This window comes from Pseudophaeobacter sp. TrK17, from assembly GCF_042192375.1.
Taxonomy (GTDB): Bacteria; Pseudomonadota; Alphaproteobacteria; order Rhodobacterales; family Rhodobacteraceae; genus Pseudophaeobacter.
The window spans coordinates 2,152,404-2,172,638 of sequence record NZ_CP071700.1; the positions used below are offsets into that span (position 1 = coordinate 2,152,404).

The following is a 20,235-nucleotide window of genomic DNA, read 5'->3' on the forward strand; positions in this document are numbered from 1 at the left end:
CTCTTCCTTTGTTTCCGTGTGCAGGACCATCAGGGCCGTGCTCGGCCCCGGTCGCACCGCTTTTACGCGCGTGGGGATCAGGCCTCTGTGACGGCTGCAACCGCCTCAGGCGTGCCAAACTGGCGGCAGGTCAGGCTGCGATCGATCTTGCGGATCATGCCGGACAGGGCCTTGCCAGAGCCAATTTCCCAAAATTCTGTCACACCTTTGGCGGCCATGGCCTGAACGCTTTCACGCCAGCGCACCGAACCGGTGACCTGTTCCACCAACAGCTGGCGGATTTCAGCCGGGTCGCTCACTTCATCTGCGCGCACATTGGCGATCAGCGGCACGGCTGGGGCTTTGATTTCAACCGCTGTCAGGGCCTCTGCCATCACATCCGCGGCGGGCTGCATCAGCGCACAGTGAAACGGCGCCGAGACAGGCAGCATCACTGCGCGTTTGGCGCCACGGGCCTTGGCAATTTCTGCGGCCCGTTCCACGGCGGCCTTGTGACCGGAGACAACCACCTGAGTGGGGTCATTGTCATTGGCCGCCTGGACCACTTCGCCCTCGGCTGCAGCCTCGGCGGCAACCTCTTTTACGGTGGCAAAATCCAGCCCCAGAAGGGCAGCCATGGCACCAATGCCTACCGGAACGGCGCTTTGCATGGCTTCGCCCCGGGTCCGTAGCAGGCGCGCAGTATCTGCGATGGAAATCGCACCGGCTGCGGCCAGCGCCGAATACTCCCCCAGCGAATGCCCGGCAACAAAACCCGCATGATCAATTGCAATACCTTCGGCCTGCAGCGCCCGCAGGGCCGCCAAAGAGGTCGCCATCAGGGCTGGTTGGGCGTTCTGGGTCAGGGTCAAGGTCTCGATGTCGCCCTCCCAGATCAATTTGCTGAGATTTTCACCAAGCGCCGCATCAACCTCATCAAAGACAGCCTTTGCGGCCGGATAAGTCTCTGCCAATGCCTGGCCCATTCCAATGGCCTGGGCGCCCTGCCCCGGAAATACAAATGCGATCGTCATTAAGGGTCACTTCCTTCGCTATCGTTTTCCCCGGTTTAGACGCAGCCGACCCAACGCACAAGAGAACTGACCCCAGTTCCCAGTTCCGCCGCGATCCCACCCCACCGAAACTGGCCCCTTGGTGGCGGCCAGATTGGCACTCGGCGCCGCAGGATCCTGCGCCAGCGATCCCTATGCACAGACTCTGTTGCACAAACTCTGTTCGCAGGTGGACAGAGCCCCCCATTGCATGGATCTGATGCAAGACTAAAGTAACAGCAACGCACCTGTTCAAGGAACCAACCCAGTGCCAGCCCAAAACACCACCTCCAGCTATGGCAGCGTCACCAAGAGCTTCCATTGGCTCACAGCGCTCCTGCTGATTTCCGCCTTTCTGATGGGCCTGATTGCCAACGATCTGGCCCATGACATTCAAAGCCCCAGCTTTGATGGCTCTGCCGAGACCCTGTCGCGTGCCGTGCTGCTGTTCTCCATCCACAAGACCATCGGCGTTGCTGCCTTCTTTACCGGGCTGGCCCGCATAGTCTGGGCGCTGTCCCAGCCCAAACCGGGGCTGTTGCACCCTGAAAACAAACCCGAAGCCCTGGCCGCAGAGGTGGTGCACTGGGTTCTTTACGGCGCCATGGTGGCGACCCCTCTGACCGGCTGGATCCACCATGCCGCCAGCACCGGGTTTGCCCCTATCTGGTGGCCCTTTGGCCAGGAGCTGCCTTTTGTGGCTAAGTCTGATGCCACCGCAGCTCTGTTTGGCGCGCTGCATTGGATTTCAACCAAGACACTGATGGTCACCTTTGGCCTGCATGTGGCGGGCGCGCTGAAGCATGTGGTGATCGACCGCGACGCAACCCTGCGCCGCATGTTGCCCAACTCCGGCGATCTGCCAACACCGCCGGCGCAGAAGCACAGTCTAGTTCCTGCAGCTATCGCAGCTGTAATCTGGGCGGCGGTCCTGACCGGTGGCGTTATGCTGGCGCAGAGCACACCGCATGATCACGATGGCCACAGCCACGCCGAGGCAAGCCCTGCGGCTCAGGCCGGGGCGCAAAGTGAAAACCAGGCCAGCAACGGCACAGGCAACTGGACCGTGCAGGACGGAAAACTCGCCCTGACCATTCAACAAATGGGCAGCAGCGTCAGCGGCTCCTTTGCCAACTGGCAGGCAGATATCACCTTTGATAACCTGGATGCCCCCGGCCCCGCAGGCCAGGTCGCGGTTGAGATCGACATTACCTCACTCACCCTGGGGACCGTCACAGATCAGGCCATGGGCGCGGACTATTTTGACAGCGCCACCTACCCAAAGGCCCGGTTTGAGGCTCAGCTGGAAAAGCTGGAGACCGGATACCAAGCGGTTGGAGAGCTTACGATCCGTGACAAGACACAGCCCCTCACCCTGCCCTTCACCCTGCAAATCAATGGCGACACGGCTCAGATGCAGGGCCAGACTGTGGTGAACCGGCTTGATTTTGACATCGGAGCGGGCACCCAGGACGCAGGCACTCTGGGCTTTGAGGTTGTTCTGGATATTTCCCTCACAGCCCAACAGACCAACTAACGCCGCGCCCCACTCTTAAACCACCACTCACACCACGCAGCAAACCTCTCCGGGGAAACCTGGGGAGGTTTTCCGTTTTACGGATCGTGGCCTGGCCCATCGGTAGTGGTTTATGGATTGGGGGGCTAGGCACGCCTCGACCGCCTGCCATGTCGGCGCCATCCTGACGGGATGTTGGCCTGCATCTCCTATGATATAAACCACACCAGCAAATGGACTGGCCCGCTCTGGCTTGTTTACTCAGTCGCAAACGCCAAGTGGTTCGCGCAGCAAAGCACCCTCGCGCAAGGAAGCGCCGTCTTTTATCTGAAGAACGACGAGCGCCCCGAAGACAGCCTGTTGCGGGTGCTGTGGGATATCAAAGATCACCACCCAAAGGTTGCGGACACCCCAGATACAGGGCCTCGCACTCTCAACCGCCGAATTCAACGCACTCTCTCCTGGTCTGCAGGATCAGGGGGATGATATCACAGAACGACCTGCTGGCTTTATCGCCAGTCGACGCCACAGCAGCCTTTGAGTGCCACCAGGGTTTCTCACATAAAAAACGCCGCCTCCCTCAGGGAAGCGGCGCCTTCATGTCATTGCTTTCAGAAGGAAAACAGCTGTTACTCAGCTTTCATCGCTTCAACAGAGATCTGCACAGAGACTTCATCGCCTACATATGGCGCAAATTTGCCGAGGCCATAGTCAGACCGCACCAGCGTGGTGGTGGCATCAAAACCAGCCCAGGGCTTACCCGCCATTGGGTGATCGCCAACCTGGTTCAGGGTTGCGTCCAGAACCACGGATTTGGTGACGCCATTCAGGGTCAGATCGCCGGTGATGTGAGCTGTGGTGTCGCCTGTCACTTCAATCTTGCTGGAGGTGAAGGTGATCTGCTCGTCGCCCTCGGCGCCAAAGAAATCAGCGGACATGAAGTGATCAAACCGCGCCTGCCAGCCGGTCAACATGGAGTTCAGCGGCATGGAAACGGAAACACTGGAGTTTGCAGGGTCTTCCTGGTCAAACATGATTTCGCCTTCAAAGCCCGAGAACATCCCAACGCCGGTCGAGAACCCGAGGTGGTTGTAGCTGAACACGATCTGGCTGTGGCTGGAGTCCAGGACATATTTCTCGGGGGCAGCAAAGGCTGCGGTTGTGCTCAGGCCGACAAGTGCTGCAGCAGCAAGGATCTTTTTCATTAGTTTTCGCTCCGTTGGTGAAGAGTGGTGTTTCAGTGTGGTCAAAACTTGTGAGCTTAACCTGTGGTCTGGGCGGCCAAATTGAAACCGGCATTTTCCAACATCATCTGTTGAGAAAAGAACAAAGGCCCTGCGCGGTGACGCAGAGCCCCTTATTTATCAAGGTTTTCCGGAGGGAGGGATCATATCTGCTCACGCAGGCGTGAACAAATCAATTGAACAATTGCACGGCGCCGCTCAGCTGGTCGCGCAATTGGCTGCGCGCCGCCGTGCTGCCCAGGGGAATCTCGATCAGTAGGCTGCCGTCATTTTCAAACAATTGCACTGCTCCGTCATTCAACCGGGCACCTCCAATGGTATCGTAGCTGCGGCGCAGAACCGTTTTGGGCTGCCCATAGGCATCGCAGCGCAGCACCCGCAACTCACGGCGCACCGGATCAAAACAGGCCTCTGGCGGCTGGGTCTGGTTACGGGTGGTCATCAACACCAGGCCGAGCACACAAAACAATACCGAAACACCAACCTTCAGCAGGCTCAGTTCAGGATCGGCGACATTTCTTGGAAACAGCCACAACCCGCTGGCGCTGACCAGTGTGGCAAGTCCCAGACCACGCAGCATAAGGATACGCACTCCCCAATTTGCCTCAAAGCTCAAAACCAGTGGCATCGCCGTCGCCAGGTTTCCAGCGGTGCGCGCGTTGCCCATAAATCTGGAACGGTACTGGTGCCCATAGGGCAGCGGGGCCTGGCTGGAAATGCTCATTATATGCCTCAATCTGCTGAACCGTCACCAACCCGGTGCGGATTAACGTTTTATTAACCAAGCTTGACGCGAGGAATGGGGCGACAATGGGGCGAGAGCTGGGAATTGTTGATTTCCCTTATCTTTTGGTCGACGTATTTGGTAAAATAGCATCTCACCCAGCCCTGCAATTGCCGCGGCAGCTGATGTTGCCCGCCTGAGATGTCTTTGTGACCTATTTCACCTTGCTCTTTGCGTCAAAGCAGCTATATGAGGCCATCCTTCCGCGACACATTCGATCCGCGCAGACTCTCGTGACAGGGCAGCGGAAGGCTCAACCGCCCGGTCTATGAAATGCGCCTTGAAACAAACTGGAGTTCGCATGCCCCTCTATGAGCATGTTATGATTGCGCGTCAGGATCTGTCCAACTCGCAAGCTGAAGGTCTCGTCGAACATTTTGGTGCCGTATTGGCTGACAACGAAGGTAAGCTCGTTGACAGTGAATACTGGGGCGTCAAAACGATGGCCTACAAGATCAACAAAAACCGCAAGGGCCACTATGCCTTCCTGCGCACCGATGCACCTGCAGCGGCTGTTCAGGAAATGGAACGCCTGATGCGCCTGCATGATGACGTGATGCGCGTTCTGACCATCAAGGTCGACGAGCACGCCGAAGGACCTTCGGTCCAGATGCAGAAACGTGACGAACGCGACACCCGTCGCGAGCGCCGCTGATCTAGCTTGAGAAAAGGACGCTAAACCATGGCAGCCAAACCATTTTTCCGCCGTCGTAAAGTCTGCCCCTTCTCGGGCGACAACGCGCCAAAGATCGATTACAAAGACACCCGTCTTCTGCAGCGCTACATCTCTGAGCGTGGCAAGATCGTACCTTCGCGTATCACCGCCGTTTCGGCAAAGAAGCAGCGTGAACTGGCCCGTGCTATCAAGCGCGCCCGCTTCCTCGCCCTGCTGCCCTATGCTGTTAAGTAAGGAGACCTGAGCAATGCAAGTTATCCTTCTTGAACGTGTGGCCAAGCTGGGCCAGATGGGCGACGTCGTAGACGTCAAACCCGGGTTTGCCCGCAACTTCCTGCTGCCCCAGGCGAAAGCCAAGGTCGCATCGGAAGCCAACCTGGCCGCCTTTGAAGAACAGAAAGCGCAGCTGGAAGCACGCAATCTGGAAACCAAGGCAGAAGCCGCCGCTCTGGCTGAAAAGCTGGACGGTCAGCAGTTCGTCGTGATTCGCTCCGCTTCGGATGCCGGTTCGCTTTATGGCTCTGTCACCACTCGTGACGCCGCCGATGCCGCCAGCGAAGCCGGGTTCTCGGTCGACAAAAAGCAGGTTGTTCTGCTCGACCCGATCAAAGACCTCGGCCTGCACACCGTTTTGGTCAAACTGCACCCAGAAGTCGAAGCTCAGATCAAACTGAACGTAGCCCGTTCGGCCGAAGAAGCTGAGCTGCAGGCCTCTGGTAAATCGATCCAGGAGCTCGCTGCCGAAGAGGAAGCTGCTGCTGAATTCGAAATCTCTGAACTGTTTGACGATATCGGTTCTGCCGCATCTGACGACGATGACGAGGGCGATGCCCCCGCAGCGGCCGCTGACGAAGAGTCTGCGACCTGATCAGCTCTTTGATCAGACATCAATTAGAAAAGGCCATGCCCCTGCGGTGTGGCCTTTTTGTTTTTGGACTGGCTCAATCCACTGCTCCGCCCTACGCTGGGGCTGTGTCACCTTTGGATTTTCAGGGAGCAAACAGATGAATAGCCGAATTTGGACTGGTCTTTGTGGTGGTTTTCTTGTCCTGGCAGTCTCCGCCTGCGACACCGTTCCGCTGGAGGCTCCGCTGCAGGTCAGCGGCGCTCTGCCAAGTGGGTATGCAAATGATGAGACCCAGTGCCGCGCCGAAGCGCGCCGAGTTGGCCAGGGCCATATCGGCAAGACCGCAGCCATCGTCGGAACAGGTGGCGCTCTGGGCGGTGCGCTTGAAGGCCACGACAAGGCACTGGCAGGTGCCGTCGTCGGGGCGGCCGTTGGAGCTGCGATTGGCGATGCAGAAGTCAAGCAGGCGCAGCGCAACTACCTGGTTCGATGTATGCAGCAGCGCGGTCATCCCGTAACGGGCTAGCCTCCCCTGGGCTGGCTTTCCGGCCTGGCGCTGGCTCTCAGCGGTCGGTAGCTTTACCCGTCCTCTTCCGGCAGATATTCCAGAATGTCGCCGGGCTGGCACTCCAGAAACTGGCAGATCGCATCCAGCGTTGCAAAGCGCACGCCCTTGACCTTGCCGGATTTGAGCAGGGACAGATTGGCCTCGGTGATGCCAACCGCGGCGGCCAGTTCCCGGGATTTCACTTTGCGACGGACCAGCATCATATCAAGGTTCACACGGATCGGCATGCCTATCCCCTTATAGGAACTGGTTGTTTTCGTCTTCAATCTCTGCCGCGCGTGTCAAGGTCTCTGACAAGGCAACCATCACCACCGCAAGAACCAGAAACACTGTTTCGATCTCAAACGGGGACCATTCAATGTCCATAAGATCAGGTGCGACACGTCCCATCGACAGGGTCAGCGGCACCAGGTTCATAAAGGCATAGAGCCCCACCCACATCAGGGTCAGACCAACACCGCAAAGACGCAGCCGGTGCGCCAAGGCGCGAAACAGATGCGTGCGTCCCAGTTTCAGCAACAGATGTGATTGCCAAAAGGTCATCAGCAGTCCGCCGACCACAACGACAGCAAAAAACAATCCCAGAGCGATGCCAATCGACGACGGGGCAAAATCCTGCGGCGGGAAATCTGCCAGCTCCCAGATCTCGTCATAGTTTCCGATCATCACCAGGCTACAGATCAGCACCATATAGGCCACCATCAGAACGCTGGTCACCCCCATCAATATTCGTGCGACCAAGGCCATCGGCTTTCCCTTCCAATCTCCGTCCTGTCTTGCGGTCATCGCAGCCGACACAGTCGATGGCAAGAGTTTTTTGTTTAACTGGTATCTTTTATCGTTTTACAGTAAAATTTTGTTGCAGATTAAAAATTCCCTCCTATGTTCCAGGCCGATCGCAACAGCAGGCAACCTGCTGCTGAATTTCAAACAAGGACTCTGGTAATGACCGACAAATTTGTGACCCCAAAACTGATCCTGACCGCCGCCGTCACCGCCCTGGGCCTAGGCGTGAGCGCCTGCGGCCTGTCGCCGGCCGCGCAACCGCTGCGCACCAGTGGCCCGATCTCAGCCAGCTACAACAGTGATCTGGTGGAGTGCCGCCAAATCGCGATGCGATACGACAATGAGCTGACATCAGAAGGGGCCATGATCGGCGCTTTGATTGGCGCCGCAACCGGCGCCGGGGAATCCCACGAGGATGCCATTGCCGGAGCCGCCATTGGCGGGCTGATCGGCGCCGCAGAAGGCACAATGGACAAGGAAGAAAAGCAACGCGAGATGATCATTCGCTGCATGCAGAACCGGGACCATCCCGTTATCGGCTAACCCCGCTCCGTATCTGAATGAGTAAGTTCCCGCCGATCCAGGCGGGGCTTTCTTTCCTTTCCCAATGGAATGCCTAGGATGCCCAAATGCCCCCCCCGACACTTCATTCCAACTGGTGGATTTCTCTGCATGATGACATTCAGAAACAGCGGCAAAACTATGGTTCTTTTGCTGAGCTTGGCCGTGCCGCTGGCATCTACAGCCTGCAGCCCGGTCAAACCAAGTGGGGCAGAAACCCAAATCACCCCGCCGCTTTACCCCAATGAAACACCGCAACTGCGGCAAAGCATCAACCATTGGGCAGACCACTATGAGGTTCCGCGCGCCCTGGTACATCGCCTGGCAATCCGCGAAAGCACCCATCGCCCCAAGGCCATCAACCGCCCCTACTATGGCCTGTTGCAGATCCTGCCGGCCACCGCACGTTCCATGGGGTTTTCCGGCGCGCCGAAGGACTTGCTGGATGCGGATACAAACCTTGAGTTTTCAGTGAAATACCTGCGCGGCGCCTGGCTCTTGTCGGATGGCAGTTTTGATACTGCGGTCAAACACTATTCGCGCGGCTACTACTACGAGGCCAAACGGCGCGGCATGTTGAAAGAGACCGGATTGGTGAAATAACCCGCCTCCCAGTTCAACAAGCTTTGGTCGGTACTGTGGCTCAAATTCGCCGGGACTCCTGTCATTTTGTTGTTATCGTTACCGGATAGCTAGGCTGCAAACTGACACTGGGAGTTTCTTCATGCCGATCTCACTTGACCGCCGGTCTTTTCTCGCTGGCAGCGCCGGCTTCATCGCGCTGCACCCGTTTTCTCTGCAGGCCGCCTCGAACCAGGTGCATCTGCGATTGATGGAAACCACCGACCTGCATGTGCATGTCTTTCCGTATGATTATTACGCCGACAAACCACGCGATACGGTAGGGCTGGCCCGCACCGCCTCGATCGTCAATGACATCCGGGCAGAGGCCACCAATGCGCTGTTGCTGGACAATGGCGATTTCTTGCAGGGCAACCCGATGGGGGACTACATCGCCTATGAACGCGGAATGCGCGAAGGAGATCTGCATCCAGTGATTGCCGCAATGAATACCGTGGGCTTTGACGCCTCGACGCTGGGCAATCACGAGTTCAACTATGGCCTTGATTTCCTGATGAAATCCCTTGCGGGGGCGCAGTTCCCGGTGGTCTGCGCCAATATCGCCAAAGAAACCGGGGCTGGCCCGCGTGACGATAAAACCCTGCTGCCCCCCTATGTGCTGATGGACCGCGAACTGACCGATGGTGCCGGCGTTAAACATGCGATCAAAATTGGCCTCATTGGCTTTGTGCCGCCGCAGGTGATGAACTGGGATCGCCGCCATCTGGAGGGAAGCGTCCAGGCCCGTGATATCCTGCAGGCCGCCCGTGCCTATGTGCCGGAAATGAAGGAGAAAGGCGCCGATATCATCATCGCGCTGTCCCACTCTGGCATTGGCGGGGGGCAGGAAACTGATGGCATGGAGAATGCCTCATTGGTACTGGCCGGTGTGGACGGCATTGACGCCATCATGACTGGCCATAGCCACCTGGTGTTTCCCTCCTCCAAATATGACGGGCTGGATGGTATCGACGTGGCCAAAGGCACCCTGCAGGGCAAACCCGCCACCATGGGCGGCTATTGGGGCAGCCACTTGGGGCTGATTGATTTGATGCTGGAACGCGACGCAGGTGGCTGGCGCGTTGTCGGCCATGCCGCTGAAGCCCGCCCCATTTCCAAACGTAATGAGGATCGCTCGATCTCCGCGCTGGTGGAAAGCGACGCACAGGTGCTGGCCTCTGTCGCCCAGCAGCACGAGGAAACCCTGGCCTATGTGCGCCGCGCGGTGGGGAAAACCGATGCGCCGCTGCATAGCTATTTTGCCCTGGTTGCGGATGACCCTTCGGTGCAGATCGTGTCGATTGCACAAAGCTGGTACATCGCCCAGATGCTAAAGGGCACCAAATACGAAGGCCTGCCAATTCTATCAGCCGCTGCACCGTTCAAGGCCGGTGGCCGTGGCGGGCCTGAGTATTTCACCGATGTGCCAAAAGGCGATGTGGCGATCAAGAATGTCTCGGACCTATATCTTTACCCCAACACCGCCCGCGCGGTTCTGGTAACCGGCGCCCAGGTCAAGGACTGGCTGGAGCGTTCGGCCGGCATGTTCAATCAGGTAGAGCCGGGCAAGGCAGACCAGATCCTGCTCAACCCTGACTTCCCAAGCTACAATTTTGATGTGATGGATGGGGTGCGCTACCAGATCGACCTGAGCCAGCCGTCAAAATTCAGCAGCAAGGGCGTTCTGCAGAACCCGGAAGCCAATCGTATCGTCAACCTGACCTTCAACGGCGCGCCAATCGACCCAGCGGCCAAGTTCATCATTGCCACCAACAACTACCGTGCCGGCGGCGGCGGCGATTTCCCCGGCGCTATGGGGGACACCATCGTCTTTGAAGGGCCTGACACCAACCGCGATGTGATTGTGCGCTACATTGTGGAGAAGGGCACCATCAGCCCCCGCGCCGATGCCAACTGGAGCTTTGCGCCCCTGCCCGGCACCAGTGTTCTGTTCGATACCGGCCCCAAAGCAAGCGACTACGCCAAGGATGTTCAGGGTGTCACCCTGTCAGCCGCAGGCGACGGTCCCGACGGTTTTGCCCGCTTCCGCATTGACCTCTAATAGGGGCGACCGTCCGGGCGGCTGACCCCGCCAGTAAACAAAATAGAAAAGGGCCCGCAGATCTGGCGGGCCCTTATTATTTATCAGGTGCAATCCTGGATATCAGCGACCCCCCTACGCCCGGATGCCATCCGTCCCGGTTGCAGCCATCATCGGCGCGACCTCGGCGACACTGTCCCAGCTCTCTGTCGGCTCAACATCCCGCAGCGCAGTTGCCGCAGCAGCCGCAGGGCTGGCGTCCGCCCCCAAGGAGCGGGGTTGATGCGAGATCTGAAAATTCCCCATCAAATCAGCGAGTTTTCCCGCATCGGTTTTGAGCAGAATACTGGCCGCTGTGGCCTCTTCCACCATCGCGGCATTTTGCTGCGTCACCTGATCAAGCTGAATCATGCCAGTATTGATCTCGTTAAGCCCTGTGGACTGTTCGACGGCACCTTCGGCAATATCGGAAACCTGTGTCGAGATCCGGCTCACCTGTTTCACGATGGTTTGCAGCGCGTCGCCCGCCTGCCCCACCAGATCCACGCCCTCACCGACCTGTTTTCCGCTGTCTTCTATAAGCGTTTTGATTTCCATCGCTGCAGCCGAAGACCGCTGAGCCAAGGCACGTACTTCGCTCGCCACCACGGCAAACCCACGCCCCGCCTCACCAGCACGGGCGGCTTCCACCCCGGCATTCAGCGCCAGCAGATTGGTCTGAAAGGCGATGTCATCAATCACAGAAATAATCTGCGCTATGCTTTGAGAGGAGCTTTCGATTTTGGTCATCGCCGCGACCGCTTTTTGAACCACAACATCGCTGCTTTCAGCCTCGACGCGGGCCGCCTCCATGGTCTGTTCGACCGCTTTTGCCCCTTCGGCGGCGGATTTCACCGACTGTGTAAGCTCATCCAAGGCAGCCGCGGTTTCTTCCAGGGTTGCCGCCTGGCTCTCGGTGCGATGGGACAGGTCCGTCGAGGCCTGGCTGATTTCAACGGCGCCATTACCGATGCTGCTGGAGGTGGCCATAACGTCTCCAACGATGCTCTTTAAGGTTATGACAGTCTGATTGAAATCACCGCGCAGCTTTTCATATCCCTCTGGGAACTGCTCCTCAATCTGTACCATAAGATTGCCATCCGACAGCTGTGACAACACCCGGCTCAGGTGCTCTACCATCTGGTTCAGCTCTGCATCACGGCCTTCGGCCTTTTTCTTCTCCAGAGCCTGCATTTCGACCAGCGCATCGCGGAAAACATCCAGCGCCCGGGCCATCTGGCCAATCTCGTCACCACGATCCTGCCCCTGGATCTCGACCGTGTTGTTCCCATCGGCCAGACCTTTCATCGACACCGTAATGCGATTGACCGCGCGGGCCAGGCTGCCGCCCACGATCAAGGCAAAGGCACCGCCCAGCAGAATGGCAACAAAGATCGCTGCAGGAATCATGGTTTGGGTCAGCGCTGAAATTTCGGCGTTTTCAGCCTGTCGCGCCCGCATCGTGGACAGCACCTCTGCTTCGAAAGAAGCCATGATTTCGGAAAACTCTGCAAAATAGGCCGCACCGCGCCCCTCGGCTACAAAATCAGCCATATCATCCATGGTCTTGGCATCGCCAATTTCACGGCGCAGCGCCAGCAGGGGCTCAACCGCCTGTTGACGCCAATCCGCTATGATCTTTGCCAATTTGGTGATGCGGATCTCCTGCATCAGGCTCTCACTGGATTTCTCAGTCAGGCTGGCGACCAAGCGATCAAAGGTCTCAATGCCGATGTTATACGGCTCCAGAGAAGCCTCTTCTCCGGTCAACAGATAGCCGCGCATGCTGGATTCCATATCCACAGCAACCGCCAAGAGATCCTTGGCCTCACTGATAATTGAATGGGCCTGTTCAACGGCGATCAGCGAACTGTTCATGAAATCTGGGCTGGCAATGCCAGTTTTAACCATGGTCATAAAAACCTGACGGCGATCAGCCAGACGAACCTCTTCCTCTTCGATGAATTGTTCGATTTCAGAGCGAAACGCGTCGAAGAACACTGTCCCCTTGGCCATCTTAACCTCTGAGGCCATGTCATTCATGGTCATGGCATCGCCAATGTCACGTCGCAGATTGATGGCCTGTTCAGCAACATCGGACTGCCAGGCGCGCAGTGTGTTTTCAGCCTCGCTCAAACGCTCTGCCATCGCGGGATCGTCACGGACGGATACAGACAGTTCCTCAAGGGCGGCAAAGGTCTCGGCCGAACCTTTTTCATAGGGTTCCAGATAGCGTTCTTGACCCGCCAACTCATAGCCGCGCAGACCTGCCTCCATCTCAAACGCCGCTGCGTTGAGGGTCGCAACCTGGTCCACAATTTGTTGCGAATGATCGACCTTATGAGAGGTCTCTTCCATCCGTTGCAGATCATAAACCGCCAATGCGCCTACTGCAGCAATGAGAGCCAAAGGAAACAATGCCACAGACATGACCTTTGTTTTGGTCTTCGCATTGGCAGGAGAAAATCTCCGCAATCTCTTCGCAGAACTACCAACCATCGTTTCATCCCGTGTGAATCAATATAGGATTCACGATCGGATAAAAGAATTACGATAGTCTTATTTACCGCAAGGGTTGTGAAGATATTTTTCCATTACGAAATTAGCGTGAGCCCAAAATCCGAAACATCAAACAGTTCTATTCCTTTAAAACAAAAAAGGGCCGCCAAAAGGCGACCCCGTAATACTCAAAAGGATTGAGTTTATTCTTCTTCCAGCGCCTCGACAGCTTTTTGAAGTTCCTCTTTGGAGACTTCTTTTTCAGCGACAGTCGCCTGATCAAACAGATGGTCGATGACTTTGTCTTCAAACAAAGGCGCGCGCAGCTGCTGCTGCATCTGAGCGTTCTGCTGAATGAATTCAAAGAACTGACGTTCCTGACCTGGGTACTGACGGGCCTGTGCCATGATGGCCTGGGTCATTTCCGCATCGGTCACTTCGACCTCGGCTTTTTGGCCCAGCTCTGCCAGCAGCAGACCGAGGCGAACGCGACGCTCAGCCAGGGCGGTGTGCTCTTCGGTGGTTTCGATTTCGCCGTGATCGTGGCCTTCGACCTCTGGGTGATCCTCGTGCCACAGCTGATGCGAGATCTGCTTGGCTTCGGCTTCGACCAGCGATGGGGGCAGATCAAAGGAGACCAGCTCGTCCAGCTTGTCCAGGGTGGCGCGTTTCATCACAGCGCGGGCTGCACCGGCATATTCAGATTCGAGACGCTCGCGGATCTGACCCTTCAGAGCCTCCAGGTCTTCGGCGCCGAATTTCTTGGCCATCTCGTCGTTGATCTCGGCAGCTTTAGGCGCCTTGACCTCTTTGATGGTGCAAGAGAACACGGCTTCTTTGCCCGCCAGGTGCTCGGCCTGATACTCTTCGGGGAAGGTCACGGAGACGTCTTTTTCGTCGCCAGCCTTGACGCCAACCAGCTGCTCTTCAAAGCCGGGGATGAAGGAATTGGAGCCCAGAACCAGTGGGTAATCGTCAGCCGCACCGCCTTCAAAGGCTTCGCCGTCAACCTTGCCCAGGAAGTCGATGACAACCTGGTCGCCGTCCTCAGAAGCCGCTGCTTCATCGCGGGCTTCGAATTCCTGGGCGTTTTCAGCCAGGTTTTCCAGCGCTTCGGTGACAGCTTCGTCTTCGGCTTTCACAACCAGCTTTTCAAGGGTCACACCAGACAGGTCGACCTCAGGAATTTCTGGCAGTGCCTCATAGGACATATCAACGGCAACGTCGTCGCCTTCTTTCCAATCTTCATTGGTCATCTTGACGTCGGGCTGCATCGCGGGACGGTCACCGGTTTTTTCGAAGTGCTCGTTCATGGCACCATCGATGGTTTCCTGCATGGCTTCGCCGATCATGCGCTGGCCAAACTGCTTTTTCAGCAGCGCCATAGGCACCTTGCCTTTGCGGAAACCTTTCATTTCGATTTCCGGCTGGGCTTCGACCAGCTTTTCATTGACCTTGGCGTCCAGCTCGGCCGCCGTAACCGTGATGGCGTAGCCGCGTTTCAGACCTTCGTTCAGCGTCTCGGTGACCTGCATGTTATACCCCATAGAGATTCGGAGCGCGTGCGCAGGCACCGCCCCCAGACAATTTGTGGCCTTCTATTGTTACTGGCGGCGCGGTGCAAGAGCCATTGCCGGTTTCCCCCTCTCAAAGGTGCAATTCGTTAGGAATTTTTTTATCTTCCCACAAAAAAACACGCCCCCAGGAAGGGGACGTGCGTGTTGTTTTGAAAACCGAGCTGAAGACCCGAGGGGAAAATCTGTCTTCAGAACTTCCAGCGCGCGCCGGCCAGGATCACATTTGCATCCTGATAGGCGGTGGCTGAAGTATCCGCGTAGGAGTAATCGCGGTAGGCAATGTAGGTTTCCACGTTGAAACGGTCGATTTTTTGAACCGCAGCGATCCCCCAGGATTCAGAGGAATCGCCTGCTGTTACCTGATCGGAGCCATCATAGTAGTCCACCGAGAAGGAGGTTTTACCTGCAGCGATCAGATCAGCGGAATAGCCCAGCTTGGCATAGGTGTAGGTGCCAGCGATATCGCGTTCACCCGCAGCCAGCGCCAGGGAGATACCTGTGTCTTTGTGCAAAAGCGCAACAGAGCCAGAGATGTCACGGCTGTCCTGTTTGCCGGTTTCCTCGGTCCAGGCCGCAGCAAGCCCTGCGTCCAGAGCAAAGGCGCCCAGCTCATCATTGTTGTAGCGAACCGCAATGTCGTAGGTTTCACGGTCGTTATTGGTTTTCAAGATATCGGTCCCGTAGGAAGCCGAAAAGGTGAAACCGCCATAGTTGGTGCTGTCATAGCGCACACGACCCAGACGCGGACCGTCATATGTCGCACTGACATCGCCCACGGACACGCTGGTCAGGTTACCGGCGCCGTCGCGGAACAGGTAGCCACCGCCGATGTCAGCGATCGATGCGTTGGCGCCAAGACCGGTTCCAGAATAGTCAGCACCGGTGATGCCGTCAGAGGCCATCGAGCCCTGACCAGCCGAGAAGGTACCAAAGTTGGCTGTCTCATACTGCAGATCAACGTGACGCAGGTTGGTGCGGCTCCAGCTGGTAACATCCCCTTTGGAGGTCTGGTCAGTGCCATCGGAGGCGCGGAAACCAAAGGCCGTTTCGAAACGGAACTTCAGGGTGTTCTCGCCAAAGGCTTGTTCAACCCAGAAACCGATCCGCGAGTTCGACGATGAGTTGTCAGACAGGCGGTTGTACTCTTCGACGCCATCGTCGAAAGACTGGAAGGATGGGTTAAACTGACCATACCAGCGGAAGCTGCCGCCGTTGTCATTGGTGTAGGTGGGGCCCGCAAATGCCGGGGCTGCGAGCAAAGCTGCGGCGACAGCCGCGCTGCTGCGCAATACGAATTTGGTGCTCATGGATCTAGAGTCTCCTGGTTGAACGTATGTGGCCCGTACTCCCCCCATCCCAGGGATCCGTTCCTCGCCTGACATATAACAATCAGTTTTTTTGGCGCGCAGTCTTGAAATTAATTTCGCTTTGCCAGGGGGCAGAAATTGGCAATATTTTGCTTTCCTGCCAATATATTCGGTCACTTTTTGCAAATGCCAAACACAGTTAAGTGAACTATGTCACTTAGCGCCTGCACTCAGATCAAAGCAGCATTGCGCCCAGCGAGACGCACTGTGAATTGATCAGTTTTTTTTTCGCCGATCACGGAATCGTTTTGTTTTCCCACAACGGTAGGTGCCCCGTTTCTTTGGGCCTGCGCTGCGCTTTATTTCAGCCGGTTCAGGCAAAAAAACTTCAACCGTCCTTTGGATCCGGTTTCGACAGGATCTCTGCCACCGCCGCCAGTCTGGCATTTGCACAGGCCCGCCCCTGGGCTTCGGCAATGATCGCTTTGGCAAGGGCGCCTTCGGTGTGTGGCAGCGGGCCTTGATATCCGGCACAGGGGCGCAACAGGTCGGGCGGTACCGGATGCGGGGCGAGAATGGCCCTAGGGGCGGGTTTGGTACAGGCGCTCAGCAGTATGGCCAAGCAGAGGTGACAAAGGCGCATCCTGGCCCTCCATCCGTTGCAGATCATTGGCAATTCCAGACCAGCGCCGCGCCGCGTCTTCGGCACGGGCCAAATGGGCGCGGTGAATGCGCGCGGCCTCTTGTGCGCGGTCCAGCTCAATCAGGGCCGTGGACAACTGCCTTTGCAGCTGTCCCAGTTCAGCACTCAGCCGGGTTCGCTCCTGCATAAGCCGCAAGACCAACAGGACCAGTACCGCGCCCCCCAGTGCCACCGCCAAAACAGGCAGATTCCGCAGCAGCCAGACCAGGGTCATCTGGCGTCTTTCAGAGCTGCATGGCACATTTCCATTTCCGAAAACCGGCGCCGGGTCAGGCCACGCCAGACCTTGCCACCTGCCCGGTTCCAGCGCGGCAACTCATTGCAGGCCCCCTCCAGGTCCCCTGCATTTGCAAGCCGGAGCAAGGTTGATTGGCAAGCCGCCCTGGCCCCCACATTGTAGGTCCAGGACACCAGGGCAATCTTCATACCCAGCGGCACTGTCACCTTAAGACAGCGATCCAACGCGGCCTCATAGGACAGAATTTCAGCCGCCAGCAACTGGTCGCATTCCGCCTTGCTGTAGCGGTCGCCAGGCGCCACCTGCTGGGTTTTGCCGTAACAGACGGTCCAGACACCAACCACATCGCGGTAGGCCTCCTGGCGCAGCCCTTCCCAACCGCCGATAAAGGCAAGGGCAGTGGAAAGCGCAATACCGCTGCCGGCGATGATCCCCAAACTGCGGTTCCGCATCGCCCCCGCCTGACTGCGGCGAAACTCTCCCAGATCCGCAAGCCCCGCCTGAAACACAATCCGCGCCGGAATCGCCAAGGTCTGAAACACCGCCGAGGCCACCGCAAAGTAGACAGGCGACCAACGGGTCATGTCCGGGCTGAGTGTGGCAAAGAAAAACCCAATGAGCGCCAGCAGACCAGCCAGAATAAACCAGACGCTCGCAGCTCTGGTGAGCACAGCTCGCCAATTGAAAATGAGCTTCATCCGTTTCCTCCAAGAAAAATCCAGGTCAGTGACCGGACACTTTAGGGAGCGGGGTTTGAGAGGAGGTAAGCCCTGCGTACGCTGCAAGACGGGCCAAAACGGAGCCAAGACCGCGCCAAGACGGGGTGCATATGCCGCAAGACCAACAGGCGCCCAAGGCAAGAGGCCCGGCCCCATTCCTGCTGCACGCCCCCAGACCCAAGTCCAAGCAACCCGTGCAGAACAAATCCAGCTCTGGAAAGGGTGCTCAAAAAATCGGCAAACAGGTTTTTGTTTCAGTATCCCCAGTGGGCCATTTCAGGCTATGGTGCGTAAAGACAACATAAAAGCGGCTCCCCATGACAGACGACATGAGCACTGAAATCCCTGTCACCTATCGCCAAGGCGTTCGCAAAACACTACGGGCGGTTATTGACCTGTTGGCGATCATTGCCGGCCTGGTGGCGATGGTGAACCTCTTTCGCCTGGGCCAATTTAGTCCCGCCTTTATTGTTACCACCCTACTCCTTGTCGCTCTCAGTATTCTTCCGGCTATTTTCCTGCGTAACAGCAAATACCTGGCTCTGAGTGGGGGCCTGACCGTTGCAGGGCTTGTCGTCACCAACTTTTTCAGCATGACACACCTTGGGTTGGGTGCGGCAGCCATCTTGGCCTTCCCCTTCTACATGGCACTCTGTGCGGCCATGTTCAGCCGAAAATTGTCACTCTTGCTCCTAGGGGCCCTCGGCTGCGCAATTGCGCTTATTGCCTATCTGTTTGTCACAGGGGTCCTGGTCTCCCCCGATCCCAAGGTCGCGGAATGGAATCGGGCGGTCGGAAACTGGGTGGTCCTGCTCGTCGCGCTCATGGCCACCAACCTGTTGATCATTACGCTGGTGTCCAATCTCAGTCGCTACTGGAAAGAGACCCAAAATGAGGCGACCGACAAGTCCCAGCAGTTTGAAACCCTGGTCGACTATGCCCCGGACGCCATTGTGATTTATGACATCGAGAAAAACCATTTCATCTTGGCCAATGCCCGGGCGGCAGAGTTCTTTGGGTACGACAGAGACAAATTGGTGCGCGGACTTACCCTGGTGGAACTTAGTCCAGAAAAGCAACCTTCAGGCGAGGAAAGCGCGACACTAGCCCAGCAACGCCTACAGGCTGCCCTTAACGGCGAGAACCCCATTTTCCATTGGCGTCACCTCAAGGCTTCCGGTGAGGAAATAGACTGTGAAATTTCTCTAACCCGTATGCCGCCCTTTCGGCAAAAACTCATCCGGGCCAATATCGCCGACATTTCCAAACGGCTGGCGGATCAAAAGCAACGTGAAGATTTGCAATCACAGCTGGCCGCCTCGCAACGGCTTGAAACCATTGGCCAACTGACAGGAGGGGTGGCGCATGATTTCAACAATCTTCTCGCGGTCATCCTGGGCAACCTTGAGCTGCTACAAGAGGAGCCAGACACAGAAAAGCGGACAGATTACATAGCTTCCTGCATCGGTGCCACCATGCGCGGGGCGGACTTGACAAGAAGCATGTTGAGCTACGCCCGGCGCACGCCCCTACAGCCGGAGGTGTTGGACCTCAACAAGCTGGTACTGGAAACAAAAAACTGGGCCGGGCGCACCCTGCCCTCGCATATTGAGGTTGAAACCTCACTTTTGGCACGGCTTTGGAATGTCGAAGTGGACCCCGGCCTTGCCGAAAGCGCCCTGCTGAACCTGATCCTGAACGCCCGCGATGCAATGACGGACAGCGGCAAACTGACCATCGAGACCTCAAATGTCAGGATTGACCACACCTATCAGGACAGTCGCCACGAAGTCCTGAAGCCAGGGCGCTATGTGATGATTGCTGTTTCAGACACCGGAGACGGCATAGACGCCGAGATTCTGGACAATATCTTTGACCCGTTTTTCACCACAAAATCTTCCGGCGAGGGCTCAGGCCTGGGGCTTTCCATGGTTCTCGGCTTTATGCGCCAATCCGAAGGCACCGCCCAAGTCTATTCAGAGCCTGGCGTTGGCACCACTTTCAAGCTCTATTTCCCTGCCATGGCCCCCGACCCACGCAAAGCCCCAGCCCATAGCGCAACTGCCGAGGCTGCGACACTCCAGGGCAAACGCCTTTTGCTCGCCGAGGATGAGGAAGAAGTGCTGCTGGTTCTGAAATCCATTCTGGAAAAGGCCGGGTATTCTGTGACCACCGCCGCCAGTGGGGATGAGGCAAAAGAGATCTTTGAAGTCGATCAGGAATTTGATCTGCTGCTCACGGATATTGTCATGCCGGGTCAGCTAAAAGGAACCGCCCTGGCGACTGCGCTGCGTACCATCAATCCCGACCTCCCGGTTGTCTTCATGTCTGGCTACGCGGCCGAGGCCACTGTGCATGGAAACGGCCTGCGCCCAGAAGACATCCGGCTGATGAAACCCATCATGCGCAGTGACTTGCTGGCAGCAATTTCAAAAGCCCTTGGGACAGTTCAGTCGACAGCTCAGCCAGAACCGTAAA

20 protein-coding genes are annotated in these 20,235 nt (G+C 57.2%); 9 read left to right on the forward strand and 11 right to left on the reverse strand.

Annotation, left to right across the window (positions count from 1 at the left end):
- Positions 1-77: 77 nt before the first annotated feature.
- A complete protein-coding gene (fabD, locus tag JZI28_RS10045; protein ID WP_375700041.1) occupies positions 78-1,013 on the reverse strand; it encodes an ACP S-malonyltransferase in 936 nt (311 codons plus the stop codon).
- Positions 1,014-1,299: 286 nt separating this feature from the next.
- Here fabD and JZI28_RS10050 point away from each other — a divergent pair, with 286 nt between their 5' ends.
- Positions 1,300-2,568: a cytochrome b/b6 domain-containing protein gene (locus JZI28_RS10050; protein WP_375700042.1), complete on the forward strand. Its 1,269-nt coding sequence runs from the start codon at positions 1,300-1,302 to the stop codon at positions 2,566-2,568.
- 608 nt (positions 2,569-3,176) lie between these two features.
- On the opposite strand, the gene JZI28_RS10055 is transcribed toward JZI28_RS10050, so the two are convergent.
- Together JZI28_RS10055 and JZI28_RS10060 are read right to left on the reverse strand one after the other, a co-directional pair.
- Positions 3,177-3,752 carry a YceI family protein gene (locus tag JZI28_RS10055; RefSeq protein WP_295451415.1) on the reverse strand — a complete coding sequence of 192 codons (576 nt, stop codon included), beginning with the start codon at positions 3,750-3,752 and terminating at the stop codon, positions 3,177-3,179.
- A gap of 211 nt (positions 3,753-3,963) precedes the next feature.
- The gene (locus tag JZI28_RS10060; RefSeq protein WP_375700043.1) at positions 3,964-4,515 is read right to left on the reverse strand and encodes a hypothetical protein; all 552 of its coding nucleotides are present in this window, start codon (positions 4,513-4,515) and stop codon (positions 3,964-3,966) included.
- Between the two features lie 361 nt (positions 4,516-4,876).
- On the opposite strand from JZI28_RS10060, the gene rpsF reads away from it, so the two are divergent.
- From rpsF to JZI28_RS10080, 4 genes are all read left to right on the forward strand, one after another.
- Positions 4,877-5,230: a 30S ribosomal protein S6 gene (rpsF, locus tag JZI28_RS10065; RefSeq protein WP_295451411.1), complete on the forward strand. Its 354-nt coding sequence runs from the start codon at positions 4,877-4,879 to the stop codon at positions 5,228-5,230.
- 27 nt (positions 5,231-5,257) lie between these two features.
- The gene (gene rpsR / locus JZI28_RS10070) at positions 5,258-5,485 is read left to right on the forward strand and encodes a 30S ribosomal protein S18 (RefSeq protein ID WP_005982441.1); all 228 of its coding nucleotides are present in this window, start codon (positions 5,258-5,260) and stop codon (positions 5,483-5,485) included.
- 13 nt (positions 5,486-5,498) lie between these two features.
- Entirely contained in the window at positions 5,499-6,119 is a 621-nt protein-coding gene (gene rplI / locus JZI28_RS10075; protein ID WP_375700044.1) for a 50S ribosomal protein L9, read from the forward strand.
- A gap of 136 nt (positions 6,120-6,255) precedes the next feature.
- On the forward strand, positions 6,256-6,624 hold the full coding sequence (locus JZI28_RS10080) for a hypothetical protein (RefSeq protein WP_375700045.1): 369 nt from the start codon (positions 6,256-6,258) through the stop codon (positions 6,622-6,624).
- Positions 6,625-6,677: 53 nt separating this feature from the next.
- Here JZI28_RS10080 and JZI28_RS10085 read toward each other — a convergent pair whose 3' ends face one another.
- Positions 6,678-6,893: a helix-turn-helix domain-containing protein gene (locus tag JZI28_RS10085; protein ID WP_375700046.1), complete on the reverse strand. Its 216-nt coding sequence runs from the start codon at positions 6,891-6,893 to the stop codon at positions 6,678-6,680.
- Between the two features lie 10 nt (positions 6,894-6,903).
- Positions 6,904-7,413 (reverse strand): hypothetical protein, encoded by a 510-nt coding sequence (locus JZI28_RS10090; protein WP_375700047.1) that lies wholly within the window; start codon positions 7,411-7,413, stop codon positions 6,904-6,906.
- A gap of 198 nt (positions 7,414-7,611) precedes the next feature.
- On the opposite strand from JZI28_RS10090, the gene JZI28_RS10095 reads away from it, so the two are divergent.
- The 3 genes from JZI28_RS10095 (at position 7,612) to JZI28_RS10105 (ending at position 10,696) form a co-directional block, all read left to right on the forward strand.
- A complete protein-coding gene (locus tag JZI28_RS10095) occupies positions 7,612-7,995 on the forward strand; it encodes a glycine zipper family protein (protein ID WP_375700048.1) in 384 nt (127 codons plus the stop codon).
- A 129-nt stretch (positions 7,996-8,124) separates the two neighbouring features.
- Positions 8,125-8,616: a transglycosylase SLT domain-containing protein gene (locus JZI28_RS10100; protein ID WP_375700049.1), complete on the forward strand. Its 492-nt coding sequence runs from the start codon at positions 8,125-8,127 to the stop codon at positions 8,614-8,616.
- Between the two features lie 121 nt (positions 8,617-8,737).
- The gene (locus JZI28_RS10105; RefSeq protein WP_375700050.1) at positions 8,738-10,696 is read left to right on the forward strand and encodes a bifunctional 2',3'-cyclic-nucleotide 2'-phosphodiesterase/3'-nucleotidase; all 1,959 of its coding nucleotides are present in this window, start codon (positions 8,738-8,740) and stop codon (positions 10,694-10,696) included.
- A gap of 114 nt (positions 10,697-10,810) precedes the next feature.
- On the opposite strand, the gene JZI28_RS10110 is transcribed toward JZI28_RS10105, so the two are convergent.
- The 6 genes from JZI28_RS10110 to JZI28_RS10135 all read right to left on the reverse strand — a co-directional run bounded on the left by JZI28_RS10110 (position 10,811) and on the right by JZI28_RS10135 (position 17,736).
- On the reverse strand, positions 10,811-13,144 hold the full coding sequence (locus JZI28_RS10110; RefSeq protein WP_375700051.1) for a CHASE3 domain-containing protein: 2,334 nt from the start codon (positions 13,142-13,144) through the stop codon (positions 10,811-10,813).
- A gap of 272 nt (positions 13,145-13,416) precedes the next feature.
- Complete coding sequence (gene tig / locus JZI28_RS10115) at positions 13,417-14,748, reverse strand: trigger factor (protein ID WP_375700052.1); 1,332 nt, start codon at positions 14,746-14,748, stop codon at positions 13,417-13,419.
- A 230-nt stretch (positions 14,749-14,978) separates the two neighbouring features.
- Positions 14,979-16,097 (reverse strand): porin, encoded by a 1,119-nt coding sequence (locus tag JZI28_RS10120; protein WP_375700053.1) that lies wholly within the window; start codon positions 16,095-16,097, stop codon positions 14,979-14,981.
- Between the two features lie 388 nt (positions 16,098-16,485).
- Positions 16,486-16,740, reverse strand: a complete 255-nt coding sequence (locus JZI28_RS10125) for a hypothetical protein (RefSeq protein WP_375700054.1) — start codon at positions 16,738-16,740, stop codon at positions 16,486-16,488.
- Positions 16,679-17,014, reverse strand: coding sequence for a hypothetical protein (locus JZI28_RS10130; protein WP_375700055.1), 336 nt, complete (start codon positions 17,012-17,014; stop codon positions 16,679-16,681). The genes JZI28_RS10125 and JZI28_RS10130 overlap by 62 nt, the downstream gene beginning before the upstream one ends.
- Positions 17,011-17,736 (reverse strand): lysozyme, encoded by a 726-nt coding sequence (locus tag JZI28_RS10135; RefSeq protein ID WP_375700056.1) that lies wholly within the window; start codon positions 17,734-17,736, stop codon positions 17,011-17,013. The genes JZI28_RS10130 and JZI28_RS10135 overlap by 4 nt, the downstream gene beginning before the upstream one ends.
- 350 nt (positions 17,737-18,086) lie before the next feature.
- Between JZI28_RS10135 and JZI28_RS10140 the strand changes: the two genes are divergently transcribed.
- Positions 18,087-20,234, forward strand: coding sequence for an ATP-binding protein (locus JZI28_RS10140; RefSeq protein ID WP_375697482.1), 2,148 nt, complete (start codon positions 18,087-18,089; stop codon positions 20,232-20,234).
- The last annotated feature ends 1 nt before the right edge of the window (position 20,235 follow it).